This is a genomic window from Hydrogenophaga sp. (genome assembly GCF_036675665.1).
Lineage (GTDB): Bacteria > Pseudomonadota > Gammaproteobacteria > Burkholderiales > Burkholderiaceae_C > Hydrogenophaga.
In genome coordinates this window covers 1-16,938 of record NZ_JAKFEO010000116.1, presented here as the reverse complement: position 1 = coordinate 16,938, position 16,938 = coordinate 1, and the positions used below count along the sequence as shown (strand labels likewise).

General features: G+C 69.3%; 17 protein-coding genes. 6 read left to right on the top strand and 11 right to left on the bottom strand.

All coding sequences use genetic code 11. The features are described from left to right. Positions 1-55 precede the first annotated feature (55 nt). The 7 genes from denD to V6M63_RS24200 form a co-directional block, all read right to left on the bottom strand. Positions 56-1,090 carry a D-erythronate dehydrogenase gene (gene denD, locus V6M63_RS24230; protein ID WP_332746111.1) on the bottom strand — a complete coding sequence of 345 codons (1,035 nt, stop codon included), beginning with the start codon at positions 1,088-1,090 and terminating at the stop codon, positions 56-58. Further along, positions 1,087-1,884 (bottom strand): 2-oxo-tetronate isomerase, encoded by a 798-nt coding sequence (gene otnI / locus V6M63_RS24225; protein ID WP_332746109.1) that lies wholly within the window; start codon positions 1,882-1,884, stop codon positions 1,087-1,089. Before otnI ends, denD begins: the two co-directional genes overlap by 4 nt. A gap of 14 nt (positions 1,885-1,898) precedes the next feature. Further along, positions 1,899-2,579 (bottom strand): class II aldolase/adducin family protein, encoded by a 681-nt coding sequence (locus V6M63_RS24220; protein ID WP_332746107.1) that lies wholly within the window; start codon positions 2,577-2,579, stop codon positions 1,899-1,901. Then, positions 2,576-3,853 carry a 3-oxo-tetronate kinase gene (gene otnK / locus V6M63_RS24215; RefSeq protein WP_332746106.1) on the bottom strand — a complete coding sequence of 426 codons (1,278 nt, stop codon included), beginning with the start codon at positions 3,851-3,853 and terminating at the stop codon, positions 2,576-2,578. Before otnK ends, V6M63_RS24220 begins: the two co-directional genes overlap by 4 nt. Further along, positions 3,850-4,773 carry an L-threonate dehydrogenase gene (ltnD, locus tag V6M63_RS24210; protein ID WP_332746104.1) on the bottom strand — a complete coding sequence of 308 codons (924 nt, stop codon included), beginning with the start codon at positions 4,771-4,773 and terminating at the stop codon, positions 3,850-3,852. The genes otnK and ltnD overlap by 4 nt, the downstream gene beginning before the upstream one ends. Further along, complete coding sequence (locus V6M63_RS24205) at positions 4,770-5,531, bottom strand: FadR/GntR family transcriptional regulator (protein ID WP_332746102.1); 762 nt, start codon at positions 5,529-5,531, stop codon at positions 4,770-4,772. Before V6M63_RS24205 ends, ltnD begins: the two co-directional genes overlap by 4 nt. 120 nt (positions 5,532-5,651) lie before the next feature. After that, entirely contained in the window at positions 5,652-6,848 is a 1,197-nt protein-coding gene (locus V6M63_RS24200; RefSeq protein WP_332746100.1) for an aromatic ring-hydroxylating oxygenase subunit alpha, read from the bottom strand. 246 nt (positions 6,849-7,094) lie between these two features. Here V6M63_RS24200 and V6M63_RS24195 point away from each other — a divergent pair, with 246 nt between their 5' ends. Continuing rightward, entirely contained in the window at positions 7,095-7,742 is a 648-nt protein-coding gene (locus tag V6M63_RS24195) for a TetR/AcrR family transcriptional regulator (RefSeq protein ID WP_332746099.1), read from the top strand. A 39-nt stretch (positions 7,743-7,781) separates the two neighbouring features. Here the strand turns inward: V6M63_RS24195 and ilvB are convergent, their stop codons facing one another. Beyond that, positions 7,782-9,563 (bottom strand): biosynthetic-type acetolactate synthase large subunit, encoded by a 1,782-nt coding sequence (ilvB, locus tag V6M63_RS24190; protein WP_332746098.1) that lies wholly within the window; start codon positions 9,561-9,563, stop codon positions 7,782-7,784. A gap of 126 nt (positions 9,564-9,689) precedes the next feature. Here ilvB and V6M63_RS24185 point away from each other — a divergent pair, with 126 nt between their 5' ends. Further along, positions 9,690-10,145, top strand: coding sequence for an Lrp/AsnC family transcriptional regulator (locus tag V6M63_RS24185; protein ID WP_332746096.1), 456 nt, complete (start codon positions 9,690-9,692; stop codon positions 10,143-10,145). Positions 10,146-10,191: 46 nt separating this feature from the next. On the opposite strand, the gene V6M63_RS24180 is transcribed toward V6M63_RS24185, so the two are convergent. Then, on the bottom strand, positions 10,192-11,097 hold the full coding sequence (locus V6M63_RS24180) for a LysR family transcriptional regulator (RefSeq protein ID WP_332746094.1): 906 nt from the start codon (positions 11,095-11,097) through the stop codon (positions 10,192-10,194). Between the two features lie 108 nt (positions 11,098-11,205). On the opposite strand from V6M63_RS24180, the gene V6M63_RS24175 reads away from it, so the two are divergent. From V6M63_RS24175 to V6M63_RS24160, 4 genes are read left to right on the top strand one after another with little or no spacing between them, the layout of a single operon-like run. Next, a complete protein-coding gene (locus V6M63_RS24175) occupies positions 11,206-12,150 on the top strand; it encodes a hydroxymethylglutaryl-CoA lyase (protein WP_332746092.1) in 945 nt (314 codons plus the stop codon). Further along, entirely contained in the window at positions 12,147-13,346 is a 1,200-nt protein-coding gene (locus tag V6M63_RS24170) for a CaiB/BaiF CoA transferase family protein (RefSeq protein WP_332746090.1), read from the top strand. Before V6M63_RS24175 ends, V6M63_RS24170 begins: the two co-directional genes overlap by 4 nt. A 29-nt stretch (positions 13,347-13,375) precedes the next feature. Then, positions 13,376-14,359: a Bug family tripartite tricarboxylate transporter substrate binding protein gene (locus tag V6M63_RS24165; protein ID WP_332746088.1), complete on the top strand. Its 984-nt coding sequence runs from the start codon at positions 13,376-13,378 to the stop codon at positions 14,357-14,359. A gap of 16 nt (positions 14,360-14,375) precedes the next feature. Then, positions 14,376-14,897 (top strand): gamma carbonic anhydrase family protein, encoded by a 522-nt coding sequence (locus tag V6M63_RS24160; protein WP_332746087.1) that lies wholly within the window; start codon positions 14,376-14,378, stop codon positions 14,895-14,897. Between the two features lie 46 nt (positions 14,898-14,943). Here the strand turns inward: V6M63_RS24160 and V6M63_RS24155 are convergent, their stop codons facing one another. Beyond that, positions 14,944-16,347, bottom strand: coding sequence for an efflux transporter outer membrane subunit (locus V6M63_RS24155; RefSeq protein ID WP_332746086.1), 1,404 nt, complete (start codon positions 16,345-16,347; stop codon positions 14,944-14,946). Positions 16,348-16,367: 20 nt separating this feature from the next. Next, positions 16,368-16,938 (bottom strand): efflux RND transporter permease subunit (locus tag V6M63_RS24150; protein ID WP_332746085.1); only part of this gene is annotated, 571 nt, incomplete at its 5' end.

Sequence of the window (16,938 nt, the reverse complement as noted above, 5' to 3'; positions counted from 1 at the left end):
TCTCCGTTGTGGTTGGGGGGAAAGGGAACTGGGAACGCAAACAGATGGGGCGCGATCAGGCCAGCGGCGGCAGGCCCAGCCGCGCGCGTGCCCCGGGGTGGCGCACGGCGTCGGGGTGGTCCTGCACGTACTGCTGCAGCACGGTGGTGAAGCTGGCGTCGGCCGCAAGGCCCAGGCGCGGTGCGCGCACGCTTTCGAAGCGCGCCGGCCAGGCGGCCACGATGCCGGCAATCGCGGCGTCGGGCACATGGGTCACCAGGTGCATCACCTCGGGGCCGGCCAGGGTCTCGAACGCGCTCAGCATCTCGCGCACGCTCACGGTGAGCGCCGGCAGGTTGAGCGCGGTGCGGCCGCCAAAGGCTTCGCGGCTGGCTTCGGCCACCGCCACGATGCCCGCCACCGTGTTGGCCGGTGAGGACAGCGCCACGCGCGTGTCCAGATCCACCGGGCACACGCTGGGCAGGCCCGCCAGCGGTTCGCGGAACAGGCCGGAGAGGAAGCCCGAGGCCGCACCATTGGGGCGCCCCGGGCGCACCGACACGGTCATGAGGCGCGCCGCGCGGCCGTCGATGAAACCCTTGCGGGTGTAGTCGGCCACCAGTTGTTCGCACACGAACTTGTGGATGCCGTAGCTCGATTGCGGCGTGGGCAAGGTGTCGTCGCGCACCACGGCGGGCAGGGGCACGGCGGCGTCGCTGCCGAACACCGCGACCGAACTCGAGAAAAAGAACACCGGCGGTGGATGGCCGGCGAGGGTTTGCGCGCGGCAGGCGTCGAGCAGGCTGCGCGTGGTGTCCAGGTTGGCGTGCAGGCCCAGGTCGAAGTTGGCCTCGCATTCGCCCGACACGGCCGAAGCCAGGTGGAACACGGCATCCCAACGCTCGGCCATCAGGGTGGGGATGTTCGCCAGCAGGTCGCCCGCATGGTGCCGCACGCGCGGGTCGGCCAGCAGGGCTGCATCGCGTGGGGCCACCAGGTCGGCCAGCATCAGCTGCGTGATGGCCTGAGCGCGCAGCGTGCCGGTCTGCAGCAGGGTGCGGGCGAGTCGGTCGCCGAGGAAGCCGGCGCCGCCGGTGATGAGGATCTTCATGCCATTGCTTTCTGTGAGGACTGGTAGCGGCGCAGCCAGCCCAGGCCTTCGCTGGTGCCGGCCTTGGGGCGGTATTCGCAGCCCACGAAGCCATCAAAGCCGAGGGTGTCGAGCAGATCGAAGAGGTGGGGGAAGTTCACTTCGCCGCCGTCGGGCTCGTGGCGGTCGGGCACGCCCGCGATCTGGATGTGGCCCACGCCGGCGAAATGCTTTTGCAGGCGCTTGCTCAAATCGCCTTCCATGATCTGGCAGTGGTAGAGGTCCATCTGCACCTTCAGGTTGGGTGCGCCCACCTCGGCCAGCACGTCGTGCGCCTGCTGCTGCAGGCTGAGGAAGTAGCCCGGCATGTCGCGGCTGTTGATGGGTTCGATCAGCAGGCTCACGCCCAGCGGCGCCAGGCGCGCGGCGGCGTGGCGCAGGTTGGCCACATAGGTGGCATGGCGCGCGGCGGCATCGCTGCCGGCGGGCACAAGCCCCGCCATGGCGTGCACGCGCTGGCAACCCGTGGCCTCGATGTAAGGCAGGGCCTGCTCCAGTGCGGCGGCGAACTCGGCCTCGCGCCCGGGGTGGCAGGCCATGCCGCGCTCACCGGCGGCCCAGTCACCCGGCGGCAGGTTGAACAACGCTTGCGTGAGGCCGTGGTCCTTCAGGCGCGCGCCGATGTCGGCCGGCGCGTGTTCGTAGGGAAACAGGTACTCCACCGCATCGAAGCCGTCGCGCGCGGCCGCGGCAAAGCGGTCGAGGAACGGCAGCTCGGTGTACATCATGGACAGGTTGGCGGCGAAGCGGGGCATGGCGGGATTCGTGTTTACCAGGGGGCGTTGAAGCGACTGCGCAAGTCATCGACTTGCGCGTCGGTCAGGGGGTCGGGCCGGCGTTCCGTGAGCAACCACAGGCGCGCGGTTTCTTCGAGTTCTTCGAGCAGCGCCATGGCGCTGCCGGGGCTGTCGTGCCACACCGTGGGGCCCAGGCGTTCGAGCATCACCGCGCGCAGGGGCCGCCGGGCCTGGGCGATGAGGGCGGCGACCTCGTCGGCCACGCCCGCATCGCCCGGCACGCGGTACGGCACCAGCGGCACGTGGCCCACCTTCATCACCTGGTAGGGCGTGAGCGGCGGCAGGATGTCGTCGCTGCGCCAGACGCCTTGCAGCGTGAGCGCCACGAGGTGGGTGGAATGGGTGTGCAGAACACAATGCGCGTCGGGTGTCGCGGCGTAGATCCGCCGGTGCAGGGTGAGGGTCTTGCTCGCGCGGGCGCCGCCCAGGGCACCGCCGTCTTCACCCACCCAGGCCAGTTGGGCGGGGTCGAGAAAGCCCAGGCAGGCATCGGTGGGCGTGATGAGAAAACCACCGCCCTGCTCGGCGGTGAGGCGCACGCTGATGTTGCCGGCGGTGGAATGCGCCAGACCCCGCTGGAACAGGCTGGCGCCCACGCGCGCGATGTCGGCCCGCACGGCGTCCTGGGTGGCGGGCCAGTGCGGATGGCTCACAGCGCCACGCCCGCTTGCTGCAGGGCTTGTGCGAAGAAATCGACGCCACCGAAGTTGCCCGACTTGAGCGCCAGCTGCACCGCCTCGCCGCTGCCGGGCAACGTCGATTGTGTCCACGGCACGCCCGGGCAGATGGCCGCGCCAATGCGCAACTGCCGCACGCCCAGCGCCTGCACCACCGCGCCCGACGTTTCACCGCCCGCCACCACCAGGCGGCGCACGCCGGCTTGCACCAGACCCTTGGCGATGTGGGCCAGTGCGTGTTCCACCAAGCCGCCAGCGGCCTGCACGCCCAGGGTTTGCTGCACGGCGCGCACGCTCTCGGGTGTGGCGGTGGCATAGACCAGCACGGGGCCTTGCGCCAGCGCCTGCGTGGCCTGGGCCAGCACAGCCTCGGCGGTCTGCCGGCCTTCGTGCAGCGCCAACGGGTCGATCTGCAGCGTGGCACGGCCAGCGGCCATCCACTGCGCGACCTGAGCGTTGGTGGCTTCCGAACACGAACCCGAGACCACGGCGGCGGGGCCTTGCAGGCGGTCCAGCTCGGCGGCGTTGGCGTCGGGCGTGAACCAGCCGCGCCTGGCGTAGGCGGGTGGCAGGCCCAGGGCCACGCCCGAGCCGGCGGTGAGCAGGGGCAGCTCGGCGCAGGCGTCGGCCAGCGTCAGCAGGTGGGTGTTGCTCACCGCGTCGGCCACGGCGATCTTCACGCCGTCGGTGCGCAGATGCGTGATGCGCTCCTGAGCGGTCGGCCTGCCGCCATCCAGCGCGTCGTGGCGCAGCAGGCCCACGGTCTGCTGCGTTTGCGCCTGCAGCACGCGCACGAGGTTCGCATCCGTCATGGGCGTGAGCGGGTGGTGGCGCATGCCCGAGTCGCTCAGCAGCGCATCGCCCACGAACAGGTGGCCGCGGAACACGGTGCGGCCGTTCTCCGGGAAGGCGGGGCAGGCGATCGTGAAGTCCGTGCCCAGTGCGGCCATGAGCGCGTCGGTGACCGGGCCGATGTTGCCCTGCGGCGTGGAGTCGAAGGTCGAGCAGTACTTGAAATAGATCTGCCGTGCGCCCGCGGCGCGCAAGGCGGCCAGCGCCGCCAGACTTTGGGCGACCGCGTCGGCGGGCGCGATGGTGCGGGTCTTGAGCGCGATCACCACCGCGTCGGCCGCTGGCAGGCCGCCGTCGGGCACGCCCAGCACCTGCACGGTGTGCATGCCGGCGCGCACCAGCATGCTGGCCACGTCGGTGGCGCCGGTGAAGTCGTCCGCGATGACGCCCAGAATCATGCGGCGGCCTTCTGCGGTGCCGGCAGGTCGATGCCGGTCAGCTGTGCGTAGTACTTCACAACGGCCGAGTCGTCTTCACCGCCCAGGCCCATGGCCGCGGTGGCCAGGTAGAGCTGGTGCGCGGCGGCCGCCAGCGGCAAGGGAAACTTGAGCTGGCGCGCCGCGTCGAGCACGATGCCCAGGTCCTTCACGAAGATGTTCACCGCCGACAGCGGTGTGTAGTCACCGTCCAGGATGTGGGGCACGCGGTTCTCGAACATCCAGCTCATGCCGGCGGAGTTGCAGATCACCTCATAGAGCTGGCGCGGCTCGGCACCGGCGCGCATGCCCAGGGCCATGGCTTCGCAGGCGGTGGCGATGTGCACGCCCGCCAGGTGCTGGTTGACCATCTTCACCGTGGAGCCGATGCCCGCCTTGTCGCCCAGGCGGTAGACCTTGCCGGCGAAGGCTTCAAGCACGCTGCCCGCGGCGGCGAAGGCTTCGGGCTGGCCCGAGGCCATGACGGTCATCTGCCCCGCAGCGGCCTTCTTCGCACCGCCCGAGACCGGGCCGTCGATCAGCCAGTGGCCGGTCTCCAGCAGGCGCTGTTCCCACACCGGGGGCAGGGCGGGGTCGACCGTGGCCGAACACACCACCACACCGCCGCGCTTCAATGACGATGCCACGCCTTGCGCGCCGAACAGCACGTCGTCGGTCTGCGCGGCGTTGACCACCAGCACCAGCACCACGTCGCAGTGGCTGGCCAGTTCGGCGACGCTGGCGGTGGCGCGGCCACCCGCCTGCTCGAAGGCTGCGCGGGCTTCGGCGCGCGGGTCGCAGCCCCAGGTGGGCACGCCCTGGCGCAGCGCCGAGAGCGCGGCGCCCATGCCCATGGAGCCCAGGCCGATGACGCCGAGTGTGTGTGTGGAAACGTCGCTCATGAGGAAAAACCGGGTGGGGAAGGGGTCAGCATCGCGCCGAGGGCGCGGCGGATGGGGGGTGCGGCGTTGTTCAGACGCCTCGCCGCGTTGTGCATGTGCAGCATGGCGGCCTGCCGCGCCGCGAGCACGTCGCCGCGCATCACGGCTTCGGCGATGGCGCGGTGTTCTTCGCGCACCTCCACCATGTAGCCGCTGTCCAGCGCTTCGTTGGTGCGCGTCACGCACATGGCTTCGCGCTGGTACTGCTCCAGGAAGCCCAGCAGGCGTTCGTAGTGCGGGTTTTCGGTGGCGCGGGCGATGCTGCGGTGAAAGGCCAGGTCGGCCTCCACGCCTTCGACGCCCTGGGGCGGGCAGGCCTCCAGGTGTTCCAGCGCCTGCGCGATCGCGCGCGCCTTCTCCGGGGTCATGCGTTGGGCGGCCAGGGCGGCCACGTCGGCCTCCAGCCCGCGGCGCACCTCCACCACCTGCAGCACGCTCTCCATGGACGTGACCACCAGGGGGTCAAAGGCCAGGGCGCGCGCCTGGTGGCGCGGCGCCACGAACACGCCGGAGCCCTGGCGCGAGGTGAGCAGGCCGATGGACTTGAGCCGGCTGACCGCTTCGCGCACCACGGTGCGCGACACCCCGAATTGCTCGGCCAGGCGCTGCTCGGTGGGCAGGCGTTCGTCGGGCGCCAGCTCCCCGGACTCGATGCGCTGCAGCAACAGGCCGGCCAGTTTGTCGGTGAGGCGTTCGGGCGCTTGCAGGGCGTCGCTCATGGGTGTGGATGGGGTCTTTGGGTGTCTGGTTATATGGTCATCATACAAATTAAGGGGGGATTTCCGCTCATGGTTTTCCCTTGAAACAGGGGGGGAGGGGAAGGCCGCGCCGGCCCGAATTCAGGCCGCCGGCGACAAGCTGCCTTCGACCGCTGCGTCGACACCGCGATGGAAGCGCAGCAGTTCGTGTTCGAGCCGGCCGGCGTGCAGACCGGCGTTGGCGCCGCTGGCGAGGCCGCGCTGGATCGCCACCGCCGTGGCGATGTCTTCCTGCTGGAACACGGTCTGCTCGATCAGGCGGAAGGTCTTCTCCCAGTGCGGGGTCCAGTCCTCGCCGGTGCGATCGGGTGGGATCAGCATGGTGTGCACCCAGCGGACCTGGTCCACGGCCGGCGAGAACATGCCGATCAGGCTCACGTAGTCGGGGTGCCAGATCAGGAAGGTGTTGGGGAAGACGAACTGGGTCGGCGTTGCCAGCCGGCACAGCTCCGCGCGGTTGCCCGGGGACTCGAAGGCTTCGAAGGCCGCGCGCCGCGCGACCAGCGAATCCTGGTGCGGCCCGGCATGCAGGGCGACCGTGAAGGCATCGGCAAAGAACGGGTAGATCGTGTCGCGGTGCAGGACGCGGATGTGATAGCCCTCCAGAAACGCATCGACCGTCAGCTTCCAGTTCGCCGGATACACATGGTCGACCTTGCGGAACACCTGCATGTCGGCCAGTCCCATCCAGTCCATGTGGGCGTCCAGTCCCTGCAGAAAGGCCGCCGCCGAAAACGCGGGGCCGGGCGTGCGCTTCACGAAGATCAGCCCGCCCGCCTCGTCGCAGGGCAGTTCGACCAGGTTCAGCGTGGCCGGGTCGAGGCCGTCGAAGGTCTCGGCGTGCAGGCGGTGGCGCAGGCGCCCGTCGAGCTCGTAGGCCCAGCCGTGGTAGGGGCAGACCAGCGATCGGCAGGCCCTGGCCTGCGCGGGTTGTGGTCCGCCAGCCGCGATCAGTGCCATGCCACGGTGCCGGCAGACGTTGAAGAACGCGCGCGCGCGGCCATCGGCCGACCGGGTCAATACGATGGGCACGCCCAGTGCATCGAAGGGCAGGGCCGATCCGGCCGGCAGCTCCGCGCTGTGCGCGGCCACGACGGGCCACTGCGCGAACAGCGCGTCCTGCTCGCGCTGCCAGTGCAGCGGGTCGTTGTAGTGGCCCACGGCCACGGTGCCCGTGGCATCCCCCATCTCGCGCACGCCGGTCTGGCGCGTCTGGTCGAGGCGCTGCACCAGATCGGCCAGGGTGGCCGGCATGGGGGATGGGTTGGTGGTGCTCATGGGGGGTCCTTGTCGCAGCATCGGGAGGGCGGCGGCGTCCGCAGCCGGTGGATCGAGCTTAGGGGAGATGCACGGCCAGGGTGTTCGGGTTTCGGGTGGCCGTGAAAGGCGTGGCGCTGCCCGGCGCGGCCCGCACCGGGCAGCATGGCCGGGCAGGGGTGTTCAGCTTTGCGTGGCGCGGGACACGCAAAAAGCCCCGCAGCAGGGCGTAGAGTGACTGCTTTCCCGCCACCGGCACAGAGTCCCATGAACCTGATCGTCAAACCGCGTCGCAAGCCGTCGCAGTCGCGCGCCTGGATGACCTCGGGTGCGATCCAGGACGCCTTTCTGCTGCTGGTGGTCGAGCACGGCTACGAGCAGGTGTCGATCCGCGACATCGCCACCCTGGCCGGGGTGGGCCTGGGCACGCTCTACCTGTACTTTCCGGGCAAGGACTCGATCGCCGCGGTCACCGTGCGCAGCCGGCTGCGCAGGCTCGCTGCCGACACGCAGGCCGCCTGCGCCACAGGGGTGCCGCGCACGCTGGCCGAGACGGTTCATGTGCTGGCGCGGGTGCACGTGCACACCCTGCTCGGCGAGGCCGCGCCATGGCGCGCCCTGCTGGTGCTGGAGCGCCGCATCACGCCGCCCGGGGTGTACCGCGAGCTGTACAAGGCATTTGTTCAGGTGTTGCGTGATGCCTGCGCGGTGGCGATTGACTGGCCCGCGGAGCTGGACCCGGAGCGCTCTGCGCTCAACGCGTTCGCCATCATCGACGCGCTGGTGAAAAACGCCCTGCTGGTGCAGGACGTTTGCCCCGACGCCGACGAGCTCCTGCATGACGTGGAGTGCGCCGTCAATGGCTACTTCCAGAAGGCGTTGGAGCGCAGCCGGGCGGCGACTGCCAGTGCCTGATGCCCAGGTTGGCAGTGAACGCAGGCGATTCGCGCGGAATCAGGGCCGGTACCAGACACCTTCCTTCAACAGGATTTCGTGGTGGCCGCGGCCCGCGGGCATCATCGGGAAACAGTTCTCCGCGGACGCCACGACCACATCCAGAAAGTAGGGCTCCGTCGAGGCCAGGCAGGCCGCGAGCGCGGCTTCGAGGTCCTCGGGCCGTTCCACCCGCGCGCTCTGCCAGCCGAACGAGCGGGCCAGGGCCACGAAGTCGGGCAACGACGCCGTGTAGCTGTGGCTGTAGCGGCCGCCGTGGATGAGCTGCTGCCACTGGCGCACCATGCCCATGTGGCCGTTGTTGCAGAGCACGACCTTGACGGGTGTGCCGTGCTGGCGGGCGGTGGACAGCTCCTGGATGTTCATCAGGATGCTGGCGTCGCCGCTGACGCAGACCACCAGCTTGTCCGGGTGGGCCACCTGGGCGCCGATGGCGGCCGGCAGGCCATAGCCCATGGTGCCCGCGCCGCCCGAGGTGAGCCAGCGCATCGGTGCATCCACCTGCAGGTACTGAGCGGACCACATCTGGTGCTGCCCGACGTCGGTGCTGACGATGGCACCCGTGCCTTGCAGTTGCCGGTTCAGGCTGCTGAGCAGGCGCTGCGGCAGGATCGCGTCGGACCGGTCCTCGAAGGCCAGGCAATCGCGGTCGCGCCAGGTCTGGATCTGCGCCCACCACGGATCGAGGCGGGATGGCGGGAACCGGCTTTTCTTCAGGCTGCCGAGCAGGTGCTCCAGCGCCGCTTCGCAATCGGCCGTGATGGGCACGTCGACCTGGACCACCTTGTTGATCGAGCCGGGGTCGATGTCGATGTGGATCTTCTTCGCGTTCGGACAGAACGCATCGAGCGTGCCGGTGATGCGGTCGTCGAAGCGGGCGCCGACGTTGATCACCAGGTCGGCGTGGTGCATCGCGAGGTTGGCCTCCAGCGTGCCGTGCATGCCCAGCATGCCGAGAAACTGCGGGTCTCTGCCCGGGAACGCGCCCAGCCCCAACAGCGTCAGGGTGCAGGGTGCGCCGGTTTCGCGCACCAGCTCGGCGAACAGCCGGCACGCCACCGGGCCCGAGTTGATCAGGCCACCGCCGCCGTAGAAGACCGGTCGCCTCGCGTTGGCGATCAGTTCGGCGGCGAGCTTCAGCTGGTTCCGCGGCAGCGGTGTTTCGCTGCGGCCGGCGCCGCGCGGAGCGGGCGAGGGGGTCACCGCGGCAGGCGCGTCCTGCAGCTGGATGTCCTTGGGAAAGTCCACCAGCACGGGCCCGGGGCGGCCGGTGGTGACCCGGCGCCAGGCCTGGCGCAGTGTGTCGACGATGGCGTCCACCTGGCGGATCTGCACGTTCCATTTGGTGACGCTGCGCGAGATGCCCAGCGCATCGCACTCCTGGAAGGCGTTGGTGCCGATCACCGTGGTGGCCACCTGCCCGCTGATGCACAGCACGGGAATGGAATCGCTCAGCGCGTCCAGCAGCCCGGTGGTGGTGTTGCTCATGCCCGGTCCGGAGGTCACGAACACCACGCCGGGTTTGCCGGTGGTACGCGCATAACCTTGTGCCGCGTGCACGGCGGCTTGCTCGTGGCGCACCAGCACATGGCGCAGGCGGGGCTCGCCGTGCAGAGCGTCGTAGAGCGGCAGCACCGCGCCGCCCGGGTACCCGAACACCGTGTCCACGCCGAGATCGAGCAGCGTGCGGATCAGCAGCGCGGCGCCCGTGATCGTGGTGGGCGCCGGGCACTCGTCGACGAGCAGGTGGAGCGGGTGAAGAGGGGTGTCAAGGGCGGTCATGGTGCGGGATGGATCGAAAGGGATGGCGACATCGGATTCTTCCGGCTTTGGCCGTCAAAAGTGTTCTGTTGTCGCGCAAGCTTGGCAGATAATCAGAAAATCCTTCCGCCATATTGGAGATTCGCAGTGGATAAGCTCGATCTGAAGATTCTTTCCGTGCTCCAGCAGGACGGGAGGGCCAGCCTGCAGAGCATCAGCGACAAGGTCGGGCTCAGCAGCACGCCCTGCTGGACGCGCATCAAGCGGATGGAAGAAGCCGGCGTGATCGAGGGCTACACCGTGCGGCTGAACCCGCAGGCGCTGGGCTTGAACGACACCGTGCTGGTGCAGGTGACGCTGGACAGCCACTCGGACAACACGTTGGAGAAGTTCGGCGAGATCCTGGCGTTGATCCCGGAGGTGCTGGAGTGCTACCTCGTCTCAGGCGACTACGACTACCTGCTGCGCGTCGTCGTGAAAGACACCAAGGACTACGAGCGCTTGCTGCGCGAGAAGCTCTACAAGATCAAGGGCATCCGCCAGAGCCGCTCCAGCTTCGTGCTGCGCACGCTGAAGAAGGCGGATCTGCCCTTGGGCTTTTGACACGCGCACCGGCGTGGCACGCTGCAACGCTGCGCATGGGGGGACGTCAGGTGTGCGCCGACACCAGGTGGTCCACCAGCAACCGGGCTGCCGCCGAAAGCGTGCTGTCGTCGCGGTAGCACAGCGAGAAGTGCCGCTGGGCCCAGGCATCGGTGAGCGCGACGAAGTGCAGTTGGCTGGCGCCCGCCGCACCGCGCAGCAACTCTTGTGGCACCACGCAGATCGCCAGGCCCGCATGGGCGACCCGAAGCGCGGCCTCGAAGTTGGACACCATGACGCGCGTGCGCAGCCGCTGCCCGTGCTGGGCCGCGGAACGCTCGAGCAGGGCCTGCACGGCGCTGGTGGCCGGCAGGCTGACGTGTTCCCAATCGAGCGTGTCCGCGAAGGCCACCCGCTTCCGGCGGGCGAGGGGGTGGTTTGCATGCACCACCACCCCGAGGTGGTCGCGCAGGTAGGGGCGGGATGTCAAACCCTGGAAATCGATCGCATCCCAACAGATGCCCACCGACGCCACGCCGTCGCGCACGCCCCGGATCACCTCGGGGCTGAACCGCTCCTCGATGTCCACCCGGATGTCGGCGTGCGCGGGTTGCTGCATGAAGGCCACGACGTCGTCGGCCAGGGCTTCGGCCATCACCGAAGCGGTCGCCAGCAGCCGGACCTGGCCTCTGACGCCTGAGGCGTAGGCGGCCATGGCCTGCTCCACCCGCCGGGCGCTGGCCAGCATGGCGCGCGCGTATTCCAGCAGCGTCTCCCCGGCGGGCGTGGGCGCCACGCCATGGCGCTTGCGCACCAGCAGCGGGGTGCCCATCTGCAGCTCCAGTTGCGCCATGCGCTTGCTCACCGCCGAACCGACCAGGTGTTCGCGTTCCGCTGCATGGGCGATGTTGCGGGCGTCGCAGACGGCCACGAACAGGCGCAGGGTGGTCAGGTCGAGGTCTTTGGTGGCCATGGGATTGAGATGTTCCTGTTCGGAATGCCTGTGCGGAATTATTACCGCTTCTGACCAGCATTGGGAAAACCTAGACTGCGGCCATTCCCAACGATCAGGAGACGTTTCATGGCAGCCACCCCAGGCATCGTGGTTCGAGAAGTGGGCCTGCGCGACGGCTTGCAAAGCATCGCGCGGGTGCTCCCCACCGATCAGAAGCTGGCCTGGCTGCGCGGCGCCTACGACGCTGGACTGCGCGAGATCGAGGTGGGCTCCTTCGTGCCCGCGCGTTTGTTGCCGCAGCTGGCCGACACCGCGCAACTGGTCGCTTTCGCCCGCACGCTGCCGGGTCTGCTGACCTCGGTCCTGGTGCCCAACCTCAAGGGGGCGCAGGCCGCCCTGGACAGCGGTGCCGACCAGATGCTGCTGCCCATTTCGGCCAGCCACGCCCACAGCCTGGCGAATCTGCGCAAGACCCCCGATGAGGTGGTGGCCGAGGTCGCCCGCATTCGCGCCGAGCGCGATGCCTCGGGCTCGCGCTGCGTGCTGGAAGTGGGCATGAGCACGGCCTTCGGTTGCACCCTTCAAGGCCATGTCGACCCGCAGGAGGTGTTGCGCCTGATTGCCGCCGTGCTCGACGCGGGGGCCGACCAGGTGGGCCTGGCCGACACGGTGGGCTACGCCGATCCGCGGCAGGTGCGCGACCTGTTCGAACGCACCTTCAAGATCGCCGGTGACCGCCTGACCTGCGGGCATTTCCACGACACCCGTGGCCTGGGCCTGGCCAACGTGATGGCGGCGCTGGACACCGGCATCACCCGCTTCGATGCCTGCCTGGCCGGCATCGGTGGCTGCCCGCATGCACCCGGTGCCAGCGGCAACGTGGCGACGGAGGACGTCGTCTACCTCATGCACAGCATGGGCCTGGCGACCGGTGTGGATCTGGACGCGCTGTTGCGCTTGCGCCAGCAGGTGGCCGGCTGGCTGGAGGGTGAGACCCTGCACGGCAGCATCTGGCGCGCCGGGTTGCCCAAGACCATGCTGGCAACCCATGTTGAAAGTGTCAGCGCATGAATCCGGCAGGCGTTCCGCAGCCCTTGAAGGGCTTGCGCGTGGTCGAGTTCACCCACATGGTGATGGGGCCGACCTGCGGCATGGTGCTGGCCGACCTGGGCGCCGAGGTCATCAAGGTGGAGCCTCTCGATGGCGATCGCACCCGCTTCCTGCTGGGTGCGGGCGCTGGATTCTTTCCCATGTTCAACCGCAACAAGAAAAGCATCGCCATCGACCTGCACCAGCCCGAAGGTGCCGAGGTGGCGCGGCGCCTGGCGGGCAGCGCCGACGTGGTGGCGGAGAACTTCAAGCCCGGCACCATGGCCAAGTACGGCCTGGACCATGCCGCGCTGTCGCAGGTGAATCCCCGTCTCATCTATGTGGCGCACAAGGGTTTTCTGCCCGGTCCCTACGACCACCGCACGGCCCTGGACGAGGTCGTGCAGATGATGGGCGGCCTGGCCTACATGACGGGACGCCCGGGCGATCCGCTGCGCGCGGGCACCAGCGTCAACGACATCATGGGGGGTCTCTTTGGTGCCATCGGTGCCTTGGGAGCGCTGATTCAGCGTGGCATCACCGGCAAAGGCATGGAGGTGCAGAGCGCGCTCTATGAAAACAATGTCTTTCTCGTCGGCCAGCACATGCTGCAGTACGCGGTCACGGGTCAAGCGGCCGCGCCCATGCCGGCGCGCATTTCGGCCTGGGCCGTCTACGACGTGTTCGACGTCCTGCATGGAGAACAGATCTTCCTGGCCGCGGTCAGCGATGCCCAGTGGCGCGTGTTCTGCGACGTGCTGGGCTTCGACGATCTCAAGGCCGACCCGGACCTGGCCACCAACAACCAGCGGGTGGAGCGGCGATCAACCTTGCTGGCCACCTTGCGCGAGCGCCTGGCCCGGCGCGACGCGGCGGAACTGTCGATGCTGATGGAGCGCGCCGGCTTGCCCTTTGCGCCCATTCGCAAGCCGGAAGATTTGCTGCACGACGAACACCTGCTGGCCACCGGAGGCCTCGCCGATGTGCGCTTGCCCGATGGGCCGAGAGCAGGCCAGACCGTCAAGACAACCCTGTTTCCCATCACGATGGAAGGGGAGCGCCTGGGTGTGCGGATGGACCCGCCGCGCCTGGGGCAGCACAGCGAGGACTTGCTGGCGGCCCTGGGCTATTCGAGAGACGACATCGACGGCCTGCGGGCACGCGCTGTCGTGGCATGACGATCACAACCAACGACAGGAGACAAGACATGGTCAATTTCACGATGCACCGCCGGCAGGCCCTGATGGCCCTCGCCGCCACCCCTGTGGCCTTGAGCTGCAGCGCCGCATGGGCGCAAACCGCGGGCCAGACGGTTCGCTTCGTCCTGCCGGTGAGCGCGGGTTCCGGCGTGGACGCGATCGCGCGCGCGGCGGGCAACGCGCTCGGCCAGGCGCTCGGGCAAACGGTGGTGATCGAGAACCTGCCGGGCGCCGGTGGAGTGATCGGCACCCAGACGCTGGTTCGCTCCGCGCCCGACGGCCTCACGCTGAGCCTGGTCTCGAACAACCACGTCATCTATCCGTCGGTGATCAAGTCCCTGCCGTTCGATCCCGTGGGTGACATCACCCCCATCACCATCATCGGATCCTCGCCCCTGGTGCTCGTGGTCAGCCCCCATGTGCCGGCCAGGGACTTGCGTGAATTCGCGGCCCTGCTCAAGGCCAACCCCGGCCAATACAACTTCGCCTCGGCGGGCAACGGGACCATTCTTCATCTCGCTGCCGAGCTGTTCAAGGACGTCACCGGCACCTTCTCCACCCACATTCCCTACCGCGGCACCGGGCCGATGGTGACGGACATCATGAGCGGCCAGGTGGACTGGGGGGTCGTGGCGCTGCCGGCCATCCGAGGCCAGATCGAGGCTGGCCGGGTGCGCGCGCTGTGCGTGGCGACGCCGAACCGGGTGGCCGCGGCGCCGCAGATTCCCACAGCGGTCGAGCAGGGCTTCGACAACTACGTGGTCGAGGGCTGGGTGGCGGCGGTCGGACCGAAGGGATTGAGCGTCGATCAAGTCAAGCGGCTTCACGCTGCCTTCGTGACAGCGTTCTCCACACCCGAGGTCAAGGAGGCGATGGCCAAGCAGGGCAACGTCATCACCCTGAGCACACCGGAAGCGGCGCTCGGCCATTTCAAGTCGGAGATGGTCAAGTACGCAGGGCTCGTCAAGAAAGCCGGCGTCGTGCCCCAGTGAAGCAGGGAGTTTGAGCATGCCGATCTTGAAGCTGGGTGCCATGGCACCTGTGTGTGAAGCCGGGAGCTGGGTGGCTCCGGGTGCGCAGCTCATCGGCAACGTGACGCTGGCCGAGGGTGCCAGCGTCTGGTTCAACGCCGTCTTGCGCGCCGACAACGAGCCCATGCACATCGGCAAGGGGACCAACGTGCAGGACTGCGCGGTCCTGCATTCGGACCCCGGTTTCCCACTGACACTGGGCGATCACGTCACCGTGGGGCACCAGGCCATGTTGCATGGCTGCACGGTGGGCGAGGGATCGCTGATCGGCATCGGTGCGGTCGTGCTCAATGGTGCTCGCATCGGGAAGCGCTGCCTGGTCGCGGCCGGTGCCGTGGTGACGGAGGGCAAGACCTTCCCGGATGGCAGCCTGATCGTTGGCGCACCCGCCGTGCTCAAGCGCGAACTGACTCGCGCGCAGATGGACGACCTGGAAGCCAGTGCGTTGCACTACATGCGCAATGCCTCGCGCTTTGCAGAAACGCTGAGCCCACACTGATCCCGCCATCCGTCACGCTCCGGCGTTGGCCGGCGGGCGCTCAGGCTCACGCCTTGTCCCACCCGCCGCCGAGTGCACGGATCAGCAGCACCGTGGCCTGCTGCTGCGCCGCTTCCACGCGCTGGGCCTGCCGGCGGTTGAGCAGTTCGTTGCGGCGCGCGTCCAGCAGCTCGAGCTGGCTCACCAGGCCGTTGCGGTAACGCGTTTCCGAGATCGCGCTGGCGCGCTGCGCCGCGCTCACCGCGCGGCCCTGGGCCAGCGACTGGTCCTGCAGCAGGCGCAGGGCCGACAGCTGGTCTTCGACCTCGCGGAAGGCGTTCAGCACCTGGCCGCGGTAGCTCGCGGCGGCGGCGTCCAGCTGCGCCTGCGCGCCCTGCACGCCGGCTTCGCGCCGGCCACCGTCGAACAGCGGCACGGACATCAGCGCGCCGATGCCCCAGGCGCGGGCCGACCACTTGAACAGGTCGCCGATGTCGGGCGAGGCGTACCCAGCGGCGCCCGTGAGCGACACGCTGGGGAACCACGCGGCCTGGGCCACGCCCACGCGGGCCTGCGCGGCCAGCAGCGAGGCCTGCGCCGCGGCCACGTCGGGCCGGCGCGCGAGCACCGTGCCCGGCACGCCGGCGGGGATCACCGGCAGGGCGCGGGCGCCGCTGCTGGAGGCGAGCGCGAAGCCCGAGGCGGGTTCGCCCACCAGCACGGCCAGCGCGTTCTCCAGCGCGGCGCGGCTGCGGCTGAGCGCGAACACCTCGGCCTCGGTGGCGGCCAGTTCGGTCTGGATGCGGATCACGTCGAGCTCGGCCACGTCACCGGCCTCGAAGCGGCGCTGCGTGAGGCGCAGCGTGTCGCCGTAGGCGGTGGCGGTGTCCTGCACCAGGGCGCGTTCGGTGTCGGCCGCGCGCAGCGCCAGGTAGGTCTGGGCCACCTCGGCCTGCACCAGCAGGCGCGTGCTCTGCAGCAAGGCTTCGCGCGATTGCGCGTCCAGCGCGGCGGCGTCGCGCACGCCCGCCAGCCGCCCGAACAGGTCCACCTCGTACGAGAGGTTCACGCCGGCTTGCAGCAGCGTGGCCGGTGTGGCGCCGTTGGCGGTGTTGGCACCGGCGCCGCGGGACGCGCCAGCGCCCACGCCGATCTGCGGCGCGCGGTCGGCCTGGGCGCCGCGCACCAGCGAGCGCGCCTGGGCCAGGCGGGCCGCGGCTTCCTGGATGCTGGTGTTGTTCGCACCGGCGCGTTCGGCCAGGTCGTCGAGCACCGGGTCGTTGAACGCCTTCCACCAGGTGCCGCGGCTCTGGGCCTCGGCGGGCCGGGCGATGATCCAGCGTTCGTTCTGGCGCTGTTCCTTGAACTGCGGTGGCGTGTCGACCGGCGCCGGCAGCGGCGGCAGCGCGGTGGCGCAGCCGGCCAGAAACAGGGCGGCGGCCAGCGGCAACAGGTGATGGAGCTTTTTCATGGTGTGCACCTTCTGTGTCTTCAATGGGTCAGGGGGGCGGCGGGCACCGGGCGCGCGGTGCCGCCACCGCCGGAGGCAAAGCCCTCGACGTGGGGGATTTCACCGTGCAGCTTGAGTGGGCGGTTGCCCGCCAGGCGGCGCAGCAGCACGTAGAACACGGGGGTGAGGAACAGGCCGAACGCGGTCACGCCGATCATCCCGGCGAACACGGCCACGCCCATGGCCGAGCGCATCTCGGCGCCCGCGCCGGTGGCCAGCACCAGCGGCAGCACACCCATCACGAAAGCCAGCGAGGTCATGAGGATGGGGCGCAGCCGCAGGCGGCTGGCTTCGATCGCGGCCTGCACCGGCGACCTGCCGGCAAACTCCAGCTCGCGGGCGAACTCCACGATCAGGATCGCGTTCTTCGCCGACAGCCCCACCAGCACGATCAGCCCGATCTGCGTGAACACGTTGTTGTCACCTCCATCCAGCCACACCCCGGTCATGGCCGCGAGCAGGCCCATGGGCACGATCAGGATGATGGACAGCGGCAGCGTGAGGCTTTCGTACTGCGCGGCCAGCACCAGGAACACCAGCAGGATCGCGAGC